Below are 17920 nucleotides of genomic sequence, written 5' to 3'. Positions count from 1 at the left end.
GAAATCGACTTGTCGAGGTCATAAATCGACTTCTCGACGCCGATTTTCGACCGCTCGGCGTCAGGTGAGGGCGGTTTGGGTGCCGATTCCTTGCTCCTCGGCGGAGGCGAGGATCATCGCGGCGGCGGCCGCGTCCTGGACACCTAGGCCTACGGAGAGGTAGGTGACGACGTCCGCCGCGGTGCGGGTCAGGGAGAGGGCGCCGGTGAGGAGGGTGCCGAGGTCGGTGACCGCCTCGGGGGCGAGTGAACCCTCGGCGAGGGCCGCGACCAACGGTCCGGAGTCGGTCAGGGCGGAGGCGCGATGGTCGACCACCACCGTGGAGCGCGCCAGGAGCGACGGTGGCAGCTCGATGCGGTCGGGGGCGAAGGAGCCGACGCTGGCCACGGTGGTGCCGTCGGCGACCCAGGTGTCCTCGATCACCGGGGTGAGGGAGGAGGTGCAGGCGACCACGATGTCAGCGCTGCGTACGGCCTGCTCCAGGTCCGGCTTCGCGACGGCTCCGTGAGCGGCGGCGATCTCGGCGACGGCAGCAGGGTTGCGGCCGTGGACCCCGAGCTCGGCGCCGGGGTGGGTGACGGTGAAGGCCTCGAGGTGGGCGCGGGCCTGGGCACCCGTGCCGATGATCAAGATGCTCCCGGCTTGGGGAGCGAGGTGCTCCATGGCGAGCGTGGTCGCAGCCGAGGTGCGCAGGCCGGTGACGCTGTCGCCGTTGATGATCGCGAGTGGTGCGCCGGTCGATGGGTCGAGGACCGTGATGACCGAGTGCACGGCGCCGAGGCCGCGGGCGGCGTTGGCCGGGTTGACGCTGCCGAACTTGCTCACCGCCGGGGCATCGGGAGCGATCCGGGACGAGTAGCAGAACGAGACCGACGAGTCCGGCCCTGGCACGAGGAGCCGGGGAGGCTGGACGGCCTCCCCGGCTCCCAGCCGGGTGAACGCCTCGCGCTGGGACTCCAGCGCGAGGCGGGGCGTGAAGATGCTGCGTACGTCTGCGGCGGAGAGGATCCTGACGGTCACCCCGCCACGGTAGACCGTCAGACGGTCGCCTTCTCCGGGGTCTCCTCGAGTGCGACGTCCTTGGTCTCCTTGCCGATCAGCAGCGCGATCAGGGTGATCACGGCCATCACGGAGAGGTAGACGCCGACCAGCACGGGCGAGCCGTCGGCCTGCTTCCACAGCGCGACCGCGATGAACGGCGCGACCGCGGCGCCGAGGATCGAGGCGACGTTGTAGGAGATGCCGGAGCCGGTGTAGCGAACGCTCGTCGGGAACAGCTCGGGCAGGAGCGCGCCCATCGGCCCGAAGGTGAGGCCCATCAGGGTGAAGCCGAGAGCGAGCCAGAGCAGCACGCCGAGGGTGCCGGCGTTGACCAGCGGCACCCAGGAGAGACCGAAGACGATGATCCCGATGGTGACCGCGATCAGCATCCGGCGCCGGCCGAAGCGCTCGGCGAGCGGCCCGGAGACCATCGTGAAGATGCCGAAGAAGAGCACGCCGAAGATCAGCATCAGCACGAAGGACGTGTAGCCGTAGCCCAGGCCGGGGACCGGGAGGTCCTTCGCGGCGGTGCCGAACGACAGCGAGAACGCGGTCATCAGGTAGAAGAGGACGTACGTCGCCAGCATGAAGAAGGTGCCGAGGATCAGCTGCTTGCCCTGGTTGCGCACGACCGAGGCCAGCGGGACCTTGCGGACCAGGCCGGCGTCCTGGCTCTTGGTGAACACGTCGCTCTCGACCAGGCGCAGCCGGACCCACAGGCCGACGATGACCATGACCGCGGAGAAGAGGAACGGCACCCGCCAGCCCCATGCCAGGAAGGCGTCGGAGGGCTTGGTCGGGTCGGCGCCCTCGGCGGAGAGCAGCGCCGCGATGGTCAGGAACAGGCCGTTGGAGAGGATGAAGCCGAGCGGCGCGCCGAGCTGCGGGAACGTACCGTAGATGGCGCGCTTGCCCGCGGGCGCGTTCTCGGTCGCAACCAGCGCAGCGCCGCTCCACTCCCCGCCGAGCGCGAAGCCCTGAGCCAGGCGCATCAGCACGAGCAGTGCGGTGGCGACCCAGCCGACGGTCTCGTACGTCGGGAGGACCCCGATCAGGAAGGTCGCGATGCCCATGGTGAGCAGCGAGATCACCAGGGTCGTCTTGCGGCCGAGCCGGTCGCCGAGGTGGCCGAAGAAGATCGCGCCGATCGGTCGGGCGACCATCGCGGCGCCGAAGACGGCGAAGCTCGCCAGGAGCGCGGTGGTCGGGTCGCCCGCCGGGAAGAAGAGAGCGGGGAAGACGAGGACGGCCGCGGTCGCGTACGCGTAGAAGTCGTAGAACTCGATCGTCGTCCCGACGAGACTGGCGACGAGCACGCGTGAGCGCGGATTGGCCGGGGTGGGGGTGTCGGACATGGTCTCTCTCCGAGGGTCTGGAAGTGCCCGCGCTCTCGCGGGCCGTCCCAGTATATGAGAGTCGGATATCGCTCACTGAGACGGGTTCGAGTTGTGGGCGTCGTGCGTGGGCGCCGGCCGAGGACTGCGCCGGGGTCTGTGAGAATGACCGGGTGAATGCGACTGCCTCCGATCTGGCGAACGAGCTGCGCAACCAGGGGATCAGCCGGGTCGACGACTCACCGCTGGCCCGGGCGCTCTACTCCAGCGACGCGAGCCTCTATCGCGTCGTGCCGTCGGTGGTGGTGCGGCCCCAGTCGCGTGACGAGCTGCTCGCGGTCCACTCGGTGTCTCGCGCGACCGGGTCGCCGGTGACGATGCGCGGGGCGGGCACCTCGATCGCCGGCAACGCCGTCGGTCCCGGCATCGTCGTGGACACGCGGGACCTGCGCACCATCTACGAGATCGACCCGGAGGCACGGACCGCACGGATCGACCCAGGCGTCGTGCACGCCGATCTGCAGCGGGCAGCCGCCCCGCACGGGCTGCGCTTCGGGCCCGACCCGTCCACGCACACCCGCTGCACCGTCGGCGGGATGATCGGCAACAACGCGTGCGGCAACCGTGCGCTGGGATACGGCCGCACCGTCGACAACATCGAGGCCCTGACCGTCCTGTTCGGGAACGGTGAGCAGGCGGTCTACGCGGACGGGGTCTCGTCCGGGGAGACCGCGGAGCGTCTCCGAGCGCTCGTCGGTTCTCATCTGGGGCACGTACGCACCGAGTTCGGCCGCTTCGGGCGCCAGGTCTCGGGCTACTCGCTCGAGCACCTGCTTCCGGAGAAGGGCGGCCGCGTCGACCGGTTCCTGGCGGGCTCGGAAGGCACGCTCGCGACCGTCCTGGAGACGACGGTGCGGCTCGTCGAGGACTCGCCCGGACGGTTGCTGCTGGTGCTCGGCTACCCGACCATGGCCGATGCCGCCGATGCGGTGCCGTCGCTGTTGGCGGTGGCACCGGGGCGACTGATCGCGTGCGAAGGGATGGACGCCCGGATCGCCGACCTGGTGCGCTCCAAGGGCCGGCCCGTGCCCGACCTCCCCAGGGGAGCGGGCTGGCTGATGGTCGAGGTCGCCGGCCAAGACGCGCCTGACCTGGTGAAACGTCTTGCTGCCGAGTCGGGGGCACTCGAATCGCGAGTCGTCATCGATCCGGCCGAGGCGGCCGCGCTGTGGCGGATCCGTGAGGACGGTGCCGGGCTGGCCGGGGTCTCGCTGCCGACACCTGCCCACTCGGGCTGGGAGGATGCCGCCGTTCCGCCCGAGCACCTCGGCGCCTGGCTGCGGGACTTCGAGGAGGTCCTGGAGTCGTTCGGCCTGCACGGCTATCCCTACGGCCACTTCGGCGACGGCTGCATCCACTGCCGCATCGACTTCCCGTTCGCGGTCGACTCGCCCGAGTCGGCACAGGTGTTCCGCGAGTTCATGACGGCGTGTGCGACCCGGCTGGTCACCTACGGCGGGTCGCTCTCGGGTGAGCACGGCGACGGGCGGGTGCGCTCGGAGCTGCTGCCGCTCATGTACGACGCGACCTCGATCGATCTGTTCTCGCAGGTCAAGGCCATCTGTGACCCGTCCGATCTGCTCAACCCCGGCAACATCGTCCGGCCCGCGTCGATCACCGACGATCTGCGTCCGGTGCGGCCACGAGCCCTTCCTCGGACCGGCCTGAGGCTGATCCATGACTCCGGCGACCTCGGTGCCGCGGTGCACCGCTGCACCGGCGTCGGCAAGTGTGTGGCCCCGGCGACCGCGGGAGTCATGTGCCCGTCCTACCTCGCGACCCGCGAGGAGAAGGACGCGACCCGTGGGCGTGCGCGGGTGCTGCAGGAGGCGCTCGACGGATCGCTCGTCGACGGGCTCGGCGCCCCCGAGGTCGCCGAGGCTCTCGACCTGTGCCTGGCCTGCAAGGGGTGTGCGTCCGACTGTCCGACCGGGATCGACATGGCGACGTACAAGTCCGAGGCGCTGCACCAGAAGCACGACGTCCTCGGGGAGCGGCGCCCGCGGTCGCACGCGCTCCTCGGTCAGCTGCCGAAGTGGGCGCGGCTCGCGGCGCCCTTCACCCAGGTGGCCAACGCGTCGCTGAAGATCGGCCCGCTGGCGAAGATCGCCAAGAAGACCGCGGGCATCGACCAGCGGCGCTCGATCCCGGCCTTCGCGCCGAAGACACTGAAGCGGTCCGCGCCGGTCGCCCGGATCGGCGCCGAGACCCCGGACGTGTGGATCTGGGCCGACTCGTTCACCGACCACTTCTTCGCCCAGTCGGGCCACGGGGCGATCGCATGGCTGGAGTCGCAGGGGCTGACGGTGCGGGTGATCGGCGAGAAGGCCTGCTGCGGGCTCACCTGGATCACCACCGGCCAGCTCGACGACGCTCGGGCGATCATGGAGAAGACCGTTCGTACGCTGGCTCCTTATGTCGCCTCCGGCGTCCCCGTCGTCGGGCTGGAGCCGTCGTGCACCGCGACGCTGCGCTCGGACTCGGTCGAGCTCTCCGAGCTCGCCGAGGCGGCCGTCGTGGCCGACGGGATGCTCACCTTTGCCGAGCTGGTGACGCGGTTGGTGGGCGAGGGGCGGGTGACCCTGCCCGACCTGACCGGCGTCGAGGTCGTCGCCCAGCCACACTGTCACCAGCACGCCGTCCTCGGGTGGGCGGCCGACGAAGCGCTGCTGGTCCAGGCCGGTGCGAAGGTCACCCGGGTCTCGGGATGCTGCGGACTCGCCGGCAACTTCGGGGTCGAGGAGGGGCACTACGAGGTGTCGGTCGCGGTCGCCGAGACTCACCTGCTGCCTGCCGTCCGCTCGCACCCGGATGCGGTCATCCTCGCCGACGGGATGTCGTGTCGCGTCCAGCTCGACGACCTCGCCTCGGTGCCGACCATGCACCTGGCTGAGCTGTTCGCCTCTCGGGTCTGAGGCGGCTGGATCGACCCGGCTGGAGGATCAACCCAGCCAGAGCATCGCCACGGCCAGGAGCATCACGGCGGCGGTGAGACCGTGCACGCCGAAGGCGCGCGCCTTGCTGCCACGGTTGCCGAGGATGACGAGCATGTCGCCGATCGGGATCACGGCCTCGACGAGGACCACCCAGGGCAGGGCGTCGGGCTGCACGAAGATCAGCGGGATCAGGACGAGACCGCTGGTGATGTCACGCACGCCCTTGAGCTGCCACCAGGCGCGGGCGTCGGCGGCGGGGAGCACCGGCAGGCCGAAGCCCTCGGCGTTGGTCTCGTTCCGCAGCAGGTACATCGTTCCGATGTAGATGATCCCCACAACGACGATCCAGATCAGAACCATTCCGACGGTGTGCAGCATTGCGTTGCTCCTTGATATAGCGATGCATGAAGTTCTAGCAATGCTAGCGATGCGAGCGAAGCGTGTCTAGCGCTGCTAGATTTCTCGCCCGGGTCGGCCGGCTTCGGCGATGGGCGTTGCCGAACTGCCCGCGCCTAGACTGAAGCGGTGAACCCGCGTTACCGCCGAATGATCATTCCCGGAGCGCTGGTCGCCCTTCTGCTGTTGGTCGTCATCGCCGGGGTGCTGAATTGAGCAGGGAGTCCGAGCCGCTGCTGCGGGCGCTGAACCGGATGCGATCGGTGATCCTCGATCCCGAACAGCTGGTCAAGGCGGTCGCGTCCGGAAAGCAGCGTGGTGCCGCGCCGAAGTGGCGTCGCGCGGAGCTTCGCTATGTCGACCTCAAGGCCGGCCGACACCTGCAGATCACGACGTACGACGCCACTCAAGCGTTCACTGCGAATCATCCCGTGGGAGATAGTTCGGCACTGGATGATCTTCTCGACGAACCGTTCGCCAACTGGATCGTCACCACCGCGACCGAGCAGACTCAGATCCAGGCGAAGACGCCGACGACCGCGCTCGTCTCGACCACGGAGCTGACTGCGCCGGTCGAGGCTGAACGCGGCCATGACCAGGCGAAAGAGCGGCTGCTCCCTGAGTCGGACCCGGTCTTCCGGGTGCTCGGACTCTCGGACAAGGACGGCAAGCTGAAGCCGTCGCGCCAGGCGAAGTACCGTCAGGTCGAGGAGTTCCTCCGCCAGCTCGACGCTGCCCTGACCGACGCGATGAAGTCGGGGAAGGTCCGGCGACCGACCGCGGAGGAGCCGCTGCGGATCATCGACCTGGGTGCCGGCAACGGTTACCTGACCTTCGCCGCTCAGCGTTACCTCACCGAGGTCCGCGAGTTGCCCGTCGTCGTCACCGGCGTCGACGTCAAGGAGCAGTCGCGGGAGCACAACTCGAAGATCGCCGCTGAGCTCGGAGTGCACGCAGAGTTCGTGGCAGGGACGATCGAGGGCGTGCAGCTTGCCGAGAAGCCCGACGTGGTTCTCGCCCTGCACGCCTGCGACACCGCCACCGACGACGCCCTCGCGCGTGCGATCGAGTGGGAGGCGCCGCTGGTCCTGGCCGCGCCCTGCTGCCACCACGACATCGCCGCCCAGCTCCGCAAGGCCCCGACGCCGGCGCCCTACTCGATGCTCACCCGCCACGGCATCCTCCGCGAGCGCTTCGCCGACACCCTGACCGACGCCTTGCGCGCGAGCCTGTTGCGGCTGTCCGGCTACCGTGTCGAGGTCGTGCAGTTCGTGGAGAGCCAGCACACCCCGCGCAACACCATGCTCCGCGCGATCCGCACCGGGTCGCCGGTCAAGGGCGGTTCGGTGAAGAAGGAGTACGACGAGCTCGTGGCCGAGTGGGGCGTACGTCCGAAGCTCGGCGAGCTGCTCTCCAGCCGATGAAGGCGCTCGTCGCCGCGGTCGCGCTCGGACTGGTGCTGACCTCGTCCGTGCCTGCGCACGCCGCCGGCGACGACGTGCTCTTCACCTTCTCCGACCCGGAGATCAGCGAGGCCAGCGCGCTGACGCCGCTCGGCAGTGGCCTGTACGCCACGACCAACGACTCCGGCGACAGCGGACGCGTCTTCACCGTCGACTCGCGCGGTGACACGGTCGGAGTGACCCACTGGGCCGCCGATCCGGTCGACGTCGAAGGGCTCGCGCCCGCGGGTCGCAGCCACGTCTGGGTCGGCGACATCGGCGACAACAACAGCGTCTGGGACTCGATCAGGATCGCGAAGGTCCGGGTCGGGCGAGGTGAGCGCACGGTCTCGCCGACCGTCTACGAGCTCGTCTACCCCGACGGACCGCACAACGCCGAGTCCCTGCTGGCCGACCCCGAAGGGCGGGTCTACGTTGCCACGAAGGACTGGGGAGGCGGAAGCCTGTACGCCGTGCCGAAGCACCTGGACCCCGACGGCCCCAACCGGCTGAAGGAGATCGCCCCGGTCATCCCGATGGCGACCGATGGCGCGTTCTTCCCCGACGGCAAGCACGTCGTCGTGCGTGGCTACTACTCCGCCACGATCTACGACTGGCCCTCGATGGACCGGGTCGGTTCGTTCCGGACCCCCGACCAGGAGCAGGGCGAGGCCATCGGGGTCACCAGGTCGGGCGAGGTCGTCGTGACCAGCGAGGGCATCCGTGCCGAGGTGATCCGAGTCGACCCCGGCCTGATCAGCGACGTGCTCGGCGAGGACCCACCACCGTCCCCCGACCCGCACGCCGATGAGACCGATCCGAAAGCGGACGACAGCACCGACAGCACCGACGGCGGTGACAGCGACACCGGCGGAGCCGTAGGCCCGGCCGCGCTGGTGATCCTGGCTGTCGCCGCGTACTTCCTCTTCCGCAAACGCACCTGACGACGGCCGGGCTGCGTCAGAGGCGCTCGACCACCCAGTCGATGCAGGCGGTGAGCGACTCGATGTCGGCGGCGTCGACGCTCGGGTACATCGCGATGCGGAGCTGGTTGGTGCCGACACCCCGGTAGGCGTCGAGGTCGACGATGCCGTTCTCCGCGAGCACCGACCGGAGGACGTTCTTGTCGATGCCGGCGTCGAGCTCGACGGTGCCGACGACCAGGGAGCGATGGGCGGGGTCGTCGACGAACGGGCGAACGTACGAGGCCTTCTCGGCCCACGCGTACAGCGCGTCCGAGGATGCCGTCGTGCGGGCGACCATTGCGTCCAGGCCACCGGAGGTGTTCATCCAGTCGAGCTGCTCGGCCATCAGGAAGAGCGTCGCGACGGCCGGGGTGTTGACGGTCTGGCCGCTGCGTGACTGCTTGATCGCCTCGGTCAGCGAGAAGAACGAGGGGATGTGCCGGCCGCTCGCCGCGATCTCCTCGGCACGCGCGATCGCGGCGGGGGAGAGCAGCGCCAGCCACAGGCCGCCGTCGGAGGCGAACGACTTCTGCGGTGCGAAGTAGTAGACGTCGCTCTGGGTCACGTCGAGCGGCAGTCCGCCGGCGGCCGAGGTCGCATCGACGACGGTGAGCTGGTCCGGGGCCGCCCCGGCCGGGCGTACGACCGGAGCCATGACCCCCGTCGAGGTCTCGTTATGTGTCCACGCGTAAACATCGACCTCGGCGTCGTGCGCCGGCACCGCCAGATCTCCCGGCTCGGCGGAGATCACTGCTGGGTCGGCCAGCCACGGCGCCGCCTTCGCCGCCTTCAGGAACTTCTCTCCGAACGCCCCGAAGACGGCGTGCTGGCTGCGCTCGCGCACCAGGGCGTACGTCGCCAGATCGAAGAACGCCACCGAGCCACCGTTGCCGATGACGACCTCATAGCCCTCCGGCAGCGAGAAGAGGTCGGCGAGCCCGGACTGGACGCGGCGTACGAGATCCTTCACCGGCTGCTGGCGATGCGACGTCCCCATCACCGACACCCCGGTCGCGGCAAGCGCCTCCAGGCGACCCGCAGGAACCTTGGACGGCCCGGACCCGAAACGTCCGTCGGCGGGCAGGAGGTCGGCGGGGATCTGCAGCGTCATGCCCCTATTCTCGCAAGCCTTGGGCAGGACCGGGCGACCGGCGTGACTCCTGAGATTCCGCGTAGGTCTTCCCCTGGTGGCACGTGCTCGTGTTGAGTGACTGCATCGCATCTGGCGACCTATAAGGGGAGGATATGAAGCGGACATCACTGACACTGATCGCGGCCGCGGCGGCGATCAGCGCGGGCATCGGAGTCGTCAGCGCACCGAGCGCGACGGCGCGGACGACGCCCACGGCCCAGCAGGCAGCCCACGCCGGCCAGTCGAGTCTCGGGGCCGACTACACGCCACCGCCGATCGAGTGGGGCGAGTGCCCGACAGCGTCGTTGCAGCGGGCCGGTGCCGTCTGCGGGATGCTGACCGTCCCGTTGGACTACAGCCGTCCGAAGGGGACCAAGATCCAGCTCGCGGTCTCCAAGGTCGCGCACAAGACCTCCGATGCCGACGCCCAGGGCGCGATGCTGGTCAACCCCGGCGGCCCCGGTGGCTCCGGTCTCGGCCTGGCGCGCCTCGGTCAGTTCGTCCCGAAGCAGGGCGGCGACCCCTACGACTGGATCGGATTCGACCCGCGTGGCGTCGGACGCAGCACCCCGCAGCTGAGCTGCGACGGCGACTACGCAGCGCCCGGCCGTCCGGCCTATGTGCCTGAGGGGCCCGCCACGGAGAGGTTCTGGTTGAGCAAGGCCGCCGCGTACGCCGCTGACTGCGGTCGAGCACAGCCCGAGTTCCTCCGGAACAACCGCACGACGGACACCGTCGCCGACATGGAGTCGCTGCGCAAGGCGCTCGGCGAGCGGAAGATCAACTTCTACGGGTTCTCCTACGGCACCTATCTCGGCCAGGTCTACGCCACGCTCCACCCCGAGCGGGTTCGCCGCTTCGTCTTCGACGGCGTCGTCGACCCCCGGAACGTCTGGTACGAGGCCAACCTCAACCAGGAGCGGCAGTTCGACGCCAACATCGACACCTTCTTCAACTGGGTCGCGGAGAACGACGACGCCTACGGTCTGGGAACCGATGGCCGGAAGGTTCGCGCGATCTACTACGACATCCTCGAGCAGCTCACCGATGACCCCGAGGAGAACTTCGGCGCGGCGGACTGGAACGACGTCTTCGTCAGCGCGGCCTACTACGTCTACGACTGGGACTCCTTCGCGCACATCCTGGCCGCGGCCGCCGGTGGTGACCTGGGTCCGGCGAAGGAGTGGTACGGCAACCCGACCGGCCCCGGCGCCGACAACGGCTTCGCGTCCTATCTGTCCGTGCAGTGCACCGACGTCCAGTGGCCGAGCTGGCGCAAGCAGCGGCACGACGCCTACAAGCTGGCCGCGACCAAGCCGTTCCTGACCTGGAACAACACCTGGTACAACGCCCCTTGCCTCACCTGGCCGGCACCGGCGGGCACGCCGGTGAAGGTCGACGGCCGCAAGGCGCCGGGCATCCTGATGATCGAGGAGACCTATGACGCCGCGACACCGTGGGCGGGTGCGATCGAGGTCCGCAAGCGGTTCCCCCGCTCGGCGCTGATCGAGGGCGTCGGGGGCACCACTCACTCCGGCTCGCTCTCGGGCGTCGCCTGCACCGACGATCGGATCGCCGACTACCTGCTCACCGGCGAGCTGCCGCAGCGGAAGCCGGGCAACAACCGTTCGGACGTGAAGTGTGACCCGGTGCCGACGCCCGAGCCGACCCCCGTCGAGGGCGCCGGTGCGGCCGCGGATTCGCAGAAGGCGGCCGGCGCAGCCAGTCGCCTCGGCTCGTTGCGTACGCAGCTGGTCGACGCTCAGCTCGTCAGTCGCTGATCTGCACCAGAGCGAGGCCGCGACCCTGCCCGGGTCGCGGCCTCGTCGCTCCTTGCCACCGGCCGATTTGCCGTCGTCGGGAGACGCCTCAGAATGTCCCGGTGAGCGTTGAGATTCGCCGGGTCGCCTACGACCACCCGGACGCACAGAAGCTGGTGGACCGGGTCCAGGAGTTCTATGTCGAGCGCTACGGCGAGCCCGACACCGACCCGACCACGCCGGACATGTTCGAGAGCCCCGCAGGCGCCTACTTCCTGGCCTACCTCGACGACGTACCGGTCGCCTCCGGCGCCTGGCGCCGCTCCGGCGAGCCCGCGCTCGGGACGACGGTGACCGCCGAGATCAAGCGCATGTACGTCGTCCCCGAGGCCCAGCGGCGAGGGCTCGCCAAGCTGATGCTCGCCCACGTCGAGGCCTCCGCCCGTGACGCCGGGTTCGAGGCTCTGGTCCTCACCACCGGCGATCACCAGCACGAGGCCATCGGCCTCTACACCGCCATGGGCTACGTCGATGTCGAGCCGTTCGGCTACTACAAGGACGAGGACCTCGTGGTCTGCATGGCGAAGCGGCTCGACGGCGTCGTCCGATGAGGTTGTGAAGCTGAGAGTGATCTATTGGTCACTCTCAGCTTCACAACTCTGCTACTTCCCCCAGTCGGCGTTCCAGCCCTCGACCGCGTCGGCGGGACGGGCGGCAGGCCCGGTGTAGACGGCAGAGGGCCTGATGAGCCGGCCGGTCTTCTTCTGCTCGAGGATGTGGGCCGACCAGCCGCCGGTGCGGGCGCAGGTGAACATCGAGGTGAACATGTTGGCCGGGATCTGGGCGAAGTCGAGGACGATGGCGGCCCAGAACTCGACGTTGGTCTCCAGGACCCGGTCGGGGCGGCGGGCGCGCAGCTCCTCGAGCGCGGCCTTCTCCAGGGCCTCGGCGACCTCGTAGCGGGGCGCGTTCAGCTCGCGGGCGGTGCGGCGGAGCACGCGCGCACGGGGGTCCTCGGCGCGGTAGACGCGGTGGCCGAAGCCCATCAGCCGCTCGCCGGAGTCGAGCAGGCCCTTGACGTACGCCGAGGCGTCACCGGTCTTCTCGACGTCCTCGATCATGCCGAGCACGCGGCTCGGAGCGCCGCCGTGCAGCGGCCCGCTCATCGCGCCGATCGCGCCGGAGAACGCGGCCGCGACATCGGCACCGGTGGAGGTGATCACCCGGGCGGTGAAGGTGGAGGCGTTCATGCCGTGCTCGGCGGCCGAGGACCAATAAGCGTCGATCGCGTGCGCGTGGGCGGGGTCGGCCTCGCCCCGCCAGCGGATCAGGAACTTCTCGGCGAGGGTGTTGCCCTTGTCGACCTCGCGCTGCGGCACGACCGGCAGGTGGATCGAGCGGGCCGACTGCCCGGCGTACGACAGCACCATGACGGCGACGCGGGCGAGGTCCTCGCGGGCCTGCTCGTCGGAGATGTCGTAGGTCTGGCCGAACCCGAAGGCGGGGGCCAGCATGGGGATGGCGGCCTGGACGTCGACACGCACGTCACCGGTGTGCACCGGCAGGTTGTAGGCCTCGGCGGGCGGGAGGCCCGGACCGTACGAACCGTCGATCAGCAGACCCCAGACGTTCTCGAAGGGCACCCGCCCGACGATGTCTTCGATGTCGACCCCGCGGTAACGGAGGGCCGAACCCTCTTTGTCGGGCTCCGCGATCTGGGTCTCGAAGGCCACGACGCCCTCGAGACCGTGCTGTACCTGGCTCACTGCCTTCTCCCATTCTCCTGGTGTCCTCCGCATTCTGCCCCACGCACGCAGAAGATAGGCTCGACGGCATGGATCTGGCGGCTGAGCTGGCGGCAGCACGAGAGAACTACACCCGCAGCGGGCTGCACGAGGACGACCTCGCTGCCGACCCGTTCGCGATGTTCGAGAGGTGGTACGCCGAGGCCCGGGACGCGGGCATCGTCGAGCCCAACGCGATGGTCGTCTCGACTGTCTCCTCGGCCGGCGCGCCGTCCTCGCGGACCGTGCTGCTGAAGGGTTTCTCGACCGAAGGCTTCACGTTCTTCACCAACACCGCCTCCCGCAAGGGCTCCGACCTCGCCCACAACCCGCGCTGCGCGGTGCTCTTCCCGTGGCACCCGTTGGAGCGTCAGGTACGCATCGACGGCGTCGCCCACGAGCTCACCCGTGAGGACGTCGGGGCCTACTTCTCGCAGCGTCCGCGCGGCTCCCAGCTCGGCGCCCACGCGTCCCACCAGAGCCGGGTCGTCTCCGGGCGCGAGGAGCTGGCGGCGGCGTACGAGCGGGTCGAGGCGCAGTTCGATGGCCGGCCGGTCCCGGTGCCCGAGGAGTGGGGCGGCTACCGGGTCGAGCCGGGGGCCGTCGAGTTCTGGCAGGGGCGGCCGGGGCGGATGCACGACCGGCTCGTCTATCGACGTGAGGGCGGCAGCTGGCGTACGGAGCGGCTCGCCCCGTGACGGATCGGGTCACCCGCGAGGCGTGACGCCGCCTCGGGGGACAGCCGACCGGTAGCGACGGGGCTTGCCCTCGCCCAGGCCGGCGAGGGTGTCGACGCGACGGACGGTGACGTCGCGGGCGAGCATGGCGCCGAGGCGCGCGGCGACCACGCCGGCGTCGCCACCGGCGATGGTGGCGACGACGCTGCCGTCCGCGGCCTGCTCGACCGACCAGCCGCGTGCGCCGGCGTCCTGGAGGTGCTGGGTGAGGTCGACGGAGGGGACCGAGGCGCCGGCCGGGGTGATGAAGACGGTGGCCTCGCGTCCTTCGAGCGCATCGATGGCGAGCCGTCCGTCGACGCGAACCAGGCGGCCGGTGTCGCCGGTGCGGTAGCGGACCAGCGGCAGGAAGACGTTCTCACCTGCGGTGACGACGATCTCGCCGATCTCGCCCTCGGGGACCGCCACGCCGTCGGGACCGACGATCTCGACGTGCACCCGCCGGTCGGCGACGACGAACGGACCACCGTCGGTGCTGACCGCCACCGGACGGGTCTCGTGCAGCCCGTAGACGTCGATCACCGGGCAGTCGAAGGTGCGCTCCAGGTCCGCGCGCAGGGTCGCGCTCAACGCCATCGCCGAGGAGATGATCGCGATCGGGCGTACGACGTCGCGGAGGTCGAGGAGATGCTCGAGCGACGTGGGGTGGCCGGAGATGACCTGTGGGTCGGCGTCCCGCAGGAACGCCCGCTGGTCCTCCGGCGCCCACTCGCCGGGATGCAGGTTGACCCGCGCGACCAGGCTCTCGCCGAAGCCGGGCGCGACCGAGACGTACGTGAACGCCTGGCGCTGCCACACGACCTGCACCACGGCGAACCGGGACGGGTCCGGCGACCACTCGCCGGTGAGGCCGGCGACGATGTCACGCAGCCAGTGGAAACCGCGGGCCAGCTCGTCGGGGTCGTCGGGCATCACCAGCGCTGCGCCGGTGCTCCCGGACGAGGTGCCGTGCAGCATCCGCTCGTAGTCGGCGTCCAGCGGCACGAACCCGCCGATGTCGTCGACGAGGTGCTGTCGGGTGATCAGCGGAAAGTCGCTGAGCGTCTCGAGCGTCCCCCGATGACGACGGTACGCAGGCAGTGACCGCGCCACGGCCAGGTGCTGCTCCAGCCAGCCCGTGGCCGGGAGCTGCGTGCGCGCAGCCTCCTGTTCGGCGGGACTCAGCCGGTGGCCGACCCGGTGGCGCCAGACCGGCGCCGCGGGATGGCCGTTCGCCGCGGCCAACCGCGCGGCTCCGGTGTCCGACAGCCCTGGCCAGCGCTCGGCGTCGGTGAGGGCGGCCGAGGCCATCGGCGTGTATTCGGCCAGGTCAAGCGAGGTCTCGCGCATGATCACTCCGGGCTGTAGCGGCTGGCGGCCTCACGCGCGCGGGCCTCTTCCAGGCGCCGCCGGATCGCCGAGCGGTGCTCGCGGTCACGTCGGGCACGCTCCAGCGCCTCGGCGCGGGCTGCGGAGTCGAGCCGAGACATCAGCGCACGGGCGTTGCGCTCGTCCTCGCGGCCCGGCAGCTGCCCGTTCCACAGCAGAAAGGTGCGAGCCGCTTCCTCGCGACGCTCGGACTCCCCGACCCACCGCGACGGCTCGACCACCGCCGCCAGGCGCATCGACATCGTCACCAGCGCGCGGTCGAGCCGGTCCTCGCGCAGCGTGGCCGAGAACGCCCCGGCGAGCTCCTGCGAGGCGATCAGCCACAGCACGACACCGGCTCCTTGACGCGCTGCCTCCTTGCCCGTCGCGGAGACCCGACGGGCCGCCGCGAGGAGCCGACCGTCGGAGGTGTCGAGCACGTCACCGGCGAGTGCCACGACGTCCACGGCGTCGTCGAGGAACCACGACGGCGTGGTCGAGATCCTGGCCATCAGCTCGTCGACCGACGGCCCGGGTGCCAGCCCACGCCAGGCGTCGTCGAGGCTGAGCTCTTCGTCGAGCCAGGCCAGGTAGAGGTCTTCGTCAACCACGGTGTGCTCCTTCCGGGGCGTAGGAGGCGATCCGTGCGGCGAGCGCCGCGCACGCGGCCGGCGCCTGTGCCACGTCCGGTATCTCGGCGATCTCGTAGCCGAGCCGCTCGGCCTGGTCGCGCGCCTGTCCGCGCCAGCGCCCGATGATCATCAGCGACCCGGTGTCGATCACGCGCCGCACGGCGGCGGCCACATCGGCGTACTCCTCCTGGCCGCGTCCCAGGAACGTGTCGAGCCCGGCGTCGGAGAGGACGACGAGGTGGCGCTGCCCGTCCGTCGGCCGTCGGGATCCGGGGTAGCGGGCGCGCAGCAGGTCCAGGGGAAAGGTGGTGCCGCCGCCGAAGAAGGTGGTCAGCTGGCGCATGATCTCGACCCGGTCGCGGGTGTAGACGCTCTCGCCGGCGACCTGGCCGGCCGAGCTCCACGAGGTGACCCGCACCCGTCCGCCGCCCCGTAGCACCGACAACGACAGGATCGTGCCGGCGATGATCGCTGCCGAGCCTCGTTGCGGCTGCGTCATCGACCCGGAGGAGTCGAGATAGAGATCCAGCAGCACGGGCTCGTGGTCCGGCTCGGGCTCGTCGGGGATGAACGTACGCCGTCGGGTGGACACCCCGGGGACGAATGCCGCTCCCGTGGTCAGCGTCGCCGGCCAGTCCAGGTCGGCCAGGTCGTGGCCGAGCTCCCACTCGTCCAGCGGCCCCGGGATCGCAGGCCCGGCAGGAGCGAGCCCGCGCTGCACCAGCGGTGCGACGTGCGGACGCGCCTCGGCCTCGTACCAGGCTGCCATCACCGCGTCGGGATCAGCGCCGGCCAGCAGGTCCAGCGTCCGAGCCAGGCCGAGCGCCTGCCCGCTGCCATCAGCGGCGGCCACCCCGGTGCCGTCCGCGAGGGTCACCCCGGCGTCCTCGGGATGGACCAGCGGCGTCTGCAGGCGCGGGTCGCCGATGGCGTCGGCCAGCTCGGCGGCGGTGGGCGCACCGGGCGAGTCCTCGTGGCACCCGCTGCCTGTGAAGCCCAGCAGCAGATAGGGCGCCATCACCATCGCCCACGGCACCGCCCCGCTGACCGGATCAGCGGCGAGCGTCCGCACCACGTCGGCCACGGTCGTCGCATCGTGGGCAGGGTCGAGGCTCGCGCGCGGGTCGTACTCGAGCTCGACGACCTCCCGCTTGCGCTGTGCCTCCTCGTGTCGTCTCGCCGCGGGTGAGGTCAGCCGTCGCCCCTCCTTGACGCGGCGCCGAGCGTTGCTGAGCTGGCGCGTGTATTCCGTCTTCCACCGCGTCGGCGGCTCAGGCCAGGCGAGGTCGCCCTCGGGCAACCGCCAGAGCAGCTCGTAGGCGCGCTGCACCACCCACCACAGCTCGTTGTCCTCGGCGCCGCGCGGACCCTTGGTCAGCGTCGGTGCCGCGAGGGCCCGGGTCAGCAGCACCATGTCGGGGGTCTCGTCGGACCCGATCCGGGCGCGCTGCAGCTGCATCACCCGGTCGTTGATGATCATGTCGGACCACAGGTTGGCGCAGAATCCGCTCGCGGCGGCCAGGTCGAGACGGTGGTGGCGGTCGTAGAGGTCGATCACCCGCGCCATCTGCTGGCGGATCTTCAGCGAGTCGACCCGGGTGCTGGGAGCGAGCACGTGGTGGCCGATCTCGTGCGCGAAGACGCTGGTCAGATGCCCTTCGCCGCCATGGCGGGCGAGCTCGCCGGGGTCGATGTTGACCTCCGGCGGGAACCCGAACCACGCGAAGCTGCCTTGGTCGGAACGGGTGTGCACGACCGGGTCGTGAAGGTCCACACCCCACAGGTCCAGGGCCTCCTCCCAGGCCTCGCGCTCGGCCGCGTCGGGCGCCCTCACCCGGCCTCCCGAACGACCTCGAGCAGGTAGGACGTCGGCACGCTGACCACCCGGACACCGGCGGTCTCGACCGGATCGCCGGAGCTCTCCGGCTCGGCACCGGCCGGCGAGACCGAGTGCCCGAACAGATCGGCGTCGACCTGCCACAGCTCGTCGCCGACCTCGACCAGCCAGCGCCCCTCGCCCGCCGCGATGACGTCGCCGGGATGGGCCAGCCAGGGCCCGCCGAGACCGGCGAACCCGCCGATCCGCGCCAGGAGATAGGCACGGCCGAGGTTGTGCCAGGCCGGCCAGAAGAACCGGTCCGTACGTTGCCTCTCGACGAATCCGGCCACGTCGCTGCCCGGCATCCCGAGCGTCGCGCCGACCGCGTCCGCCAGACCGGCATCAGAGAGTTCGGAGACTGCGCGGAGCGCGTCCGTGCGCAGCCCGATGACGCCGGCCCGCCAGGCGGCGACCGCGGCGATATCCTGGACGAGCGCCGGATCGTTCACCGAGTTACCCGTCGACAAGCTCAGGA

The 17920-nt window shown here is 70.4% G+C and carries 15 protein-coding genes; 6 read left to right on the top strand and 9 right to left on the bottom strand.

Annotated elements, in window-relative coordinates; translation table 11 throughout:
- Nucleotides 1-60: 60 nt before the first annotated feature.
- Nucleotides 61-1020 (bottom strand): ornithine cyclodeaminase family protein, encoded by a 960-nt coding sequence (locus WBG06_RS08345; protein ID WP_336736127.1) that lies wholly within the window; start codon nucleotides 1018-1020, stop codon nucleotides 61-63.
- A 17-nt stretch (nucleotides 1021-1037) separates the two neighbouring features.
- On the bottom strand, nucleotides 1038-2396 hold the full coding sequence (locus tag WBG06_RS08340; RefSeq protein WP_336736126.1) for an MFS transporter: 1359 nt from the start codon (nucleotides 2394-2396) through the stop codon (nucleotides 1038-1040).
- Between the two features lie 152 nt (nucleotides 2397-2548).
- Here WBG06_RS08340 and WBG06_RS08335 point away from each other — a divergent pair, with 152 nt between their 5' ends.
- Nucleotides 2549-5350, top strand: a complete 2802-nt coding sequence (locus tag WBG06_RS08335) for an FAD-binding and (Fe-S)-binding domain-containing protein (RefSeq protein ID WP_336736125.1) — start codon at nucleotides 2549-2551, stop codon at nucleotides 5348-5350.
- 27 nt (nucleotides 5351-5377) lie between these two features.
- On the opposite strand, the gene WBG06_RS08330 is transcribed toward WBG06_RS08335, so the two are convergent.
- Complete coding sequence (locus tag WBG06_RS08330; protein ID WP_336736124.1) at nucleotides 5378-5749, bottom strand: DUF4267 domain-containing protein; 372 nt, start codon at nucleotides 5747-5749, stop codon at nucleotides 5378-5380.
- A gap of 230 nt (nucleotides 5750-5979) precedes the next feature.
- Between WBG06_RS08330 and WBG06_RS08325 the strand changes: the two genes are divergently transcribed.
- Both WBG06_RS08325 and WBG06_RS08320 read left to right on the top strand, forming a co-directional pair.
- A complete protein-coding gene (locus WBG06_RS08325) occupies nucleotides 5980-7191 on the top strand; it encodes a class I SAM-dependent methyltransferase (protein WP_336736123.1) in 1212 nt (403 codons plus the stop codon).
- Nucleotides 7188-8153: a hypothetical protein gene (locus WBG06_RS08320; protein WP_336736122.1), complete on the top strand. Its 966-nt coding sequence runs from the start codon at nucleotides 7188-7190 to the stop codon at nucleotides 8151-8153. The genes WBG06_RS08325 and WBG06_RS08320 overlap by 4 nt, the downstream gene beginning before the upstream one ends.
- A gap of 16 nt (nucleotides 8154-8169) precedes the next feature.
- Here the strand turns inward: WBG06_RS08320 and serC are convergent, their stop codons facing one another.
- Nucleotides 8170-9285, bottom strand: coding sequence for a phosphoserine transaminase (gene serC / locus WBG06_RS08315; protein ID WP_336736121.1), 1116 nt, complete (start codon nucleotides 9283-9285; stop codon nucleotides 8170-8172).
- A gap of 134 nt (nucleotides 9286-9419) precedes the next feature.
- On the opposite strand from serC, the gene WBG06_RS08310 reads away from it, so the two are divergent.
- Nucleotides 9420-11087 (top strand): alpha/beta hydrolase, encoded by a 1668-nt coding sequence (locus tag WBG06_RS08310; protein WP_336736120.1) that lies wholly within the window; start codon nucleotides 9420-9422, stop codon nucleotides 11085-11087.
- Between the two features lie 101 nt (nucleotides 11088-11188).
- Nucleotides 11189-11677 carry a GNAT family N-acetyltransferase gene (locus tag WBG06_RS08305; protein WP_336736119.1) on the top strand — a complete coding sequence of 163 codons (489 nt, stop codon included), beginning with the start codon at nucleotides 11189-11191 and terminating at the stop codon, nucleotides 11675-11677.
- Between the two features lie 51 nt (nucleotides 11678-11728).
- Here the strand turns inward: WBG06_RS08305 and WBG06_RS08300 are convergent, their stop codons facing one another.
- Nucleotides 11729-12832, bottom strand: a complete 1104-nt coding sequence (locus tag WBG06_RS08300) for a citrate synthase 2 (protein WP_442945416.1) — start codon at nucleotides 12830-12832, stop codon at nucleotides 11729-11731.
- Nucleotides 12833-12900: 68 nt separating this feature from the next.
- On the opposite strand from WBG06_RS08300, the gene pdxH reads away from it, so the two are divergent.
- The gene (gene pdxH, locus WBG06_RS08295; protein WP_336736117.1) at nucleotides 12901-13548 is read left to right on the top strand and encodes a pyridoxamine 5'-phosphate oxidase; all 648 of its coding nucleotides are present in this window, start codon (nucleotides 12901-12903) and stop codon (nucleotides 13546-13548) included.
- Nucleotides 13549-13557: 9 nt separating this feature from the next.
- On the opposite strand, the gene WBG06_RS08290 is transcribed toward pdxH, so the two are convergent.
- The 4 genes from WBG06_RS08290 to WBG06_RS08275 are packed head-to-tail and all read right to left on the bottom strand — an operon-like array spanning nucleotide 13558 to nucleotide 17894.
- Nucleotides 13558-14916: an AMP-binding protein gene (locus tag WBG06_RS08290; protein WP_336736116.1), complete on the bottom strand. Its 1359-nt coding sequence runs from the start codon at nucleotides 14914-14916 to the stop codon at nucleotides 13558-13560.
- A gap of 2 nt (nucleotides 14917-14918) precedes the next feature.
- Entirely contained in the window at nucleotides 14919-15545 is a 627-nt protein-coding gene (locus tag WBG06_RS08285) for a hypothetical protein (RefSeq protein ID WP_336736115.1), read from the bottom strand.
- A complete protein-coding gene (locus WBG06_RS08280; RefSeq protein WP_336736114.1) occupies nucleotides 15538-17400 on the bottom strand; it encodes a hypothetical protein in 1863 nt (620 codons plus the stop codon). The genes WBG06_RS08285 and WBG06_RS08280 overlap by 8 nt, the downstream gene beginning before the upstream one ends.
- The gene (locus WBG06_RS08275) at nucleotides 17397-17894 is read right to left on the bottom strand and encodes a hypothetical protein (RefSeq protein WP_336736113.1); all 498 of its coding nucleotides are present in this window, start codon (nucleotides 17892-17894) and stop codon (nucleotides 17397-17399) included. Before WBG06_RS08275 ends, WBG06_RS08280 begins: the two co-directional genes overlap by 4 nt.
- Nucleotides 17895-17920: the final 26 nt, after the last annotated feature.

The sequence above is a fragment of the Nocardioides sp. CCNWLW239 genome (assembly GCF_037137035.1).
In the GTDB taxonomy this organism is placed as follows: Bacteria; Actinomycetota; Actinomycetes; order Propionibacteriales; family Nocardioidaceae; genus Nocardioides.
This window is presented reverse-complemented; position numbering and strand designations above follow the sequence as displayed.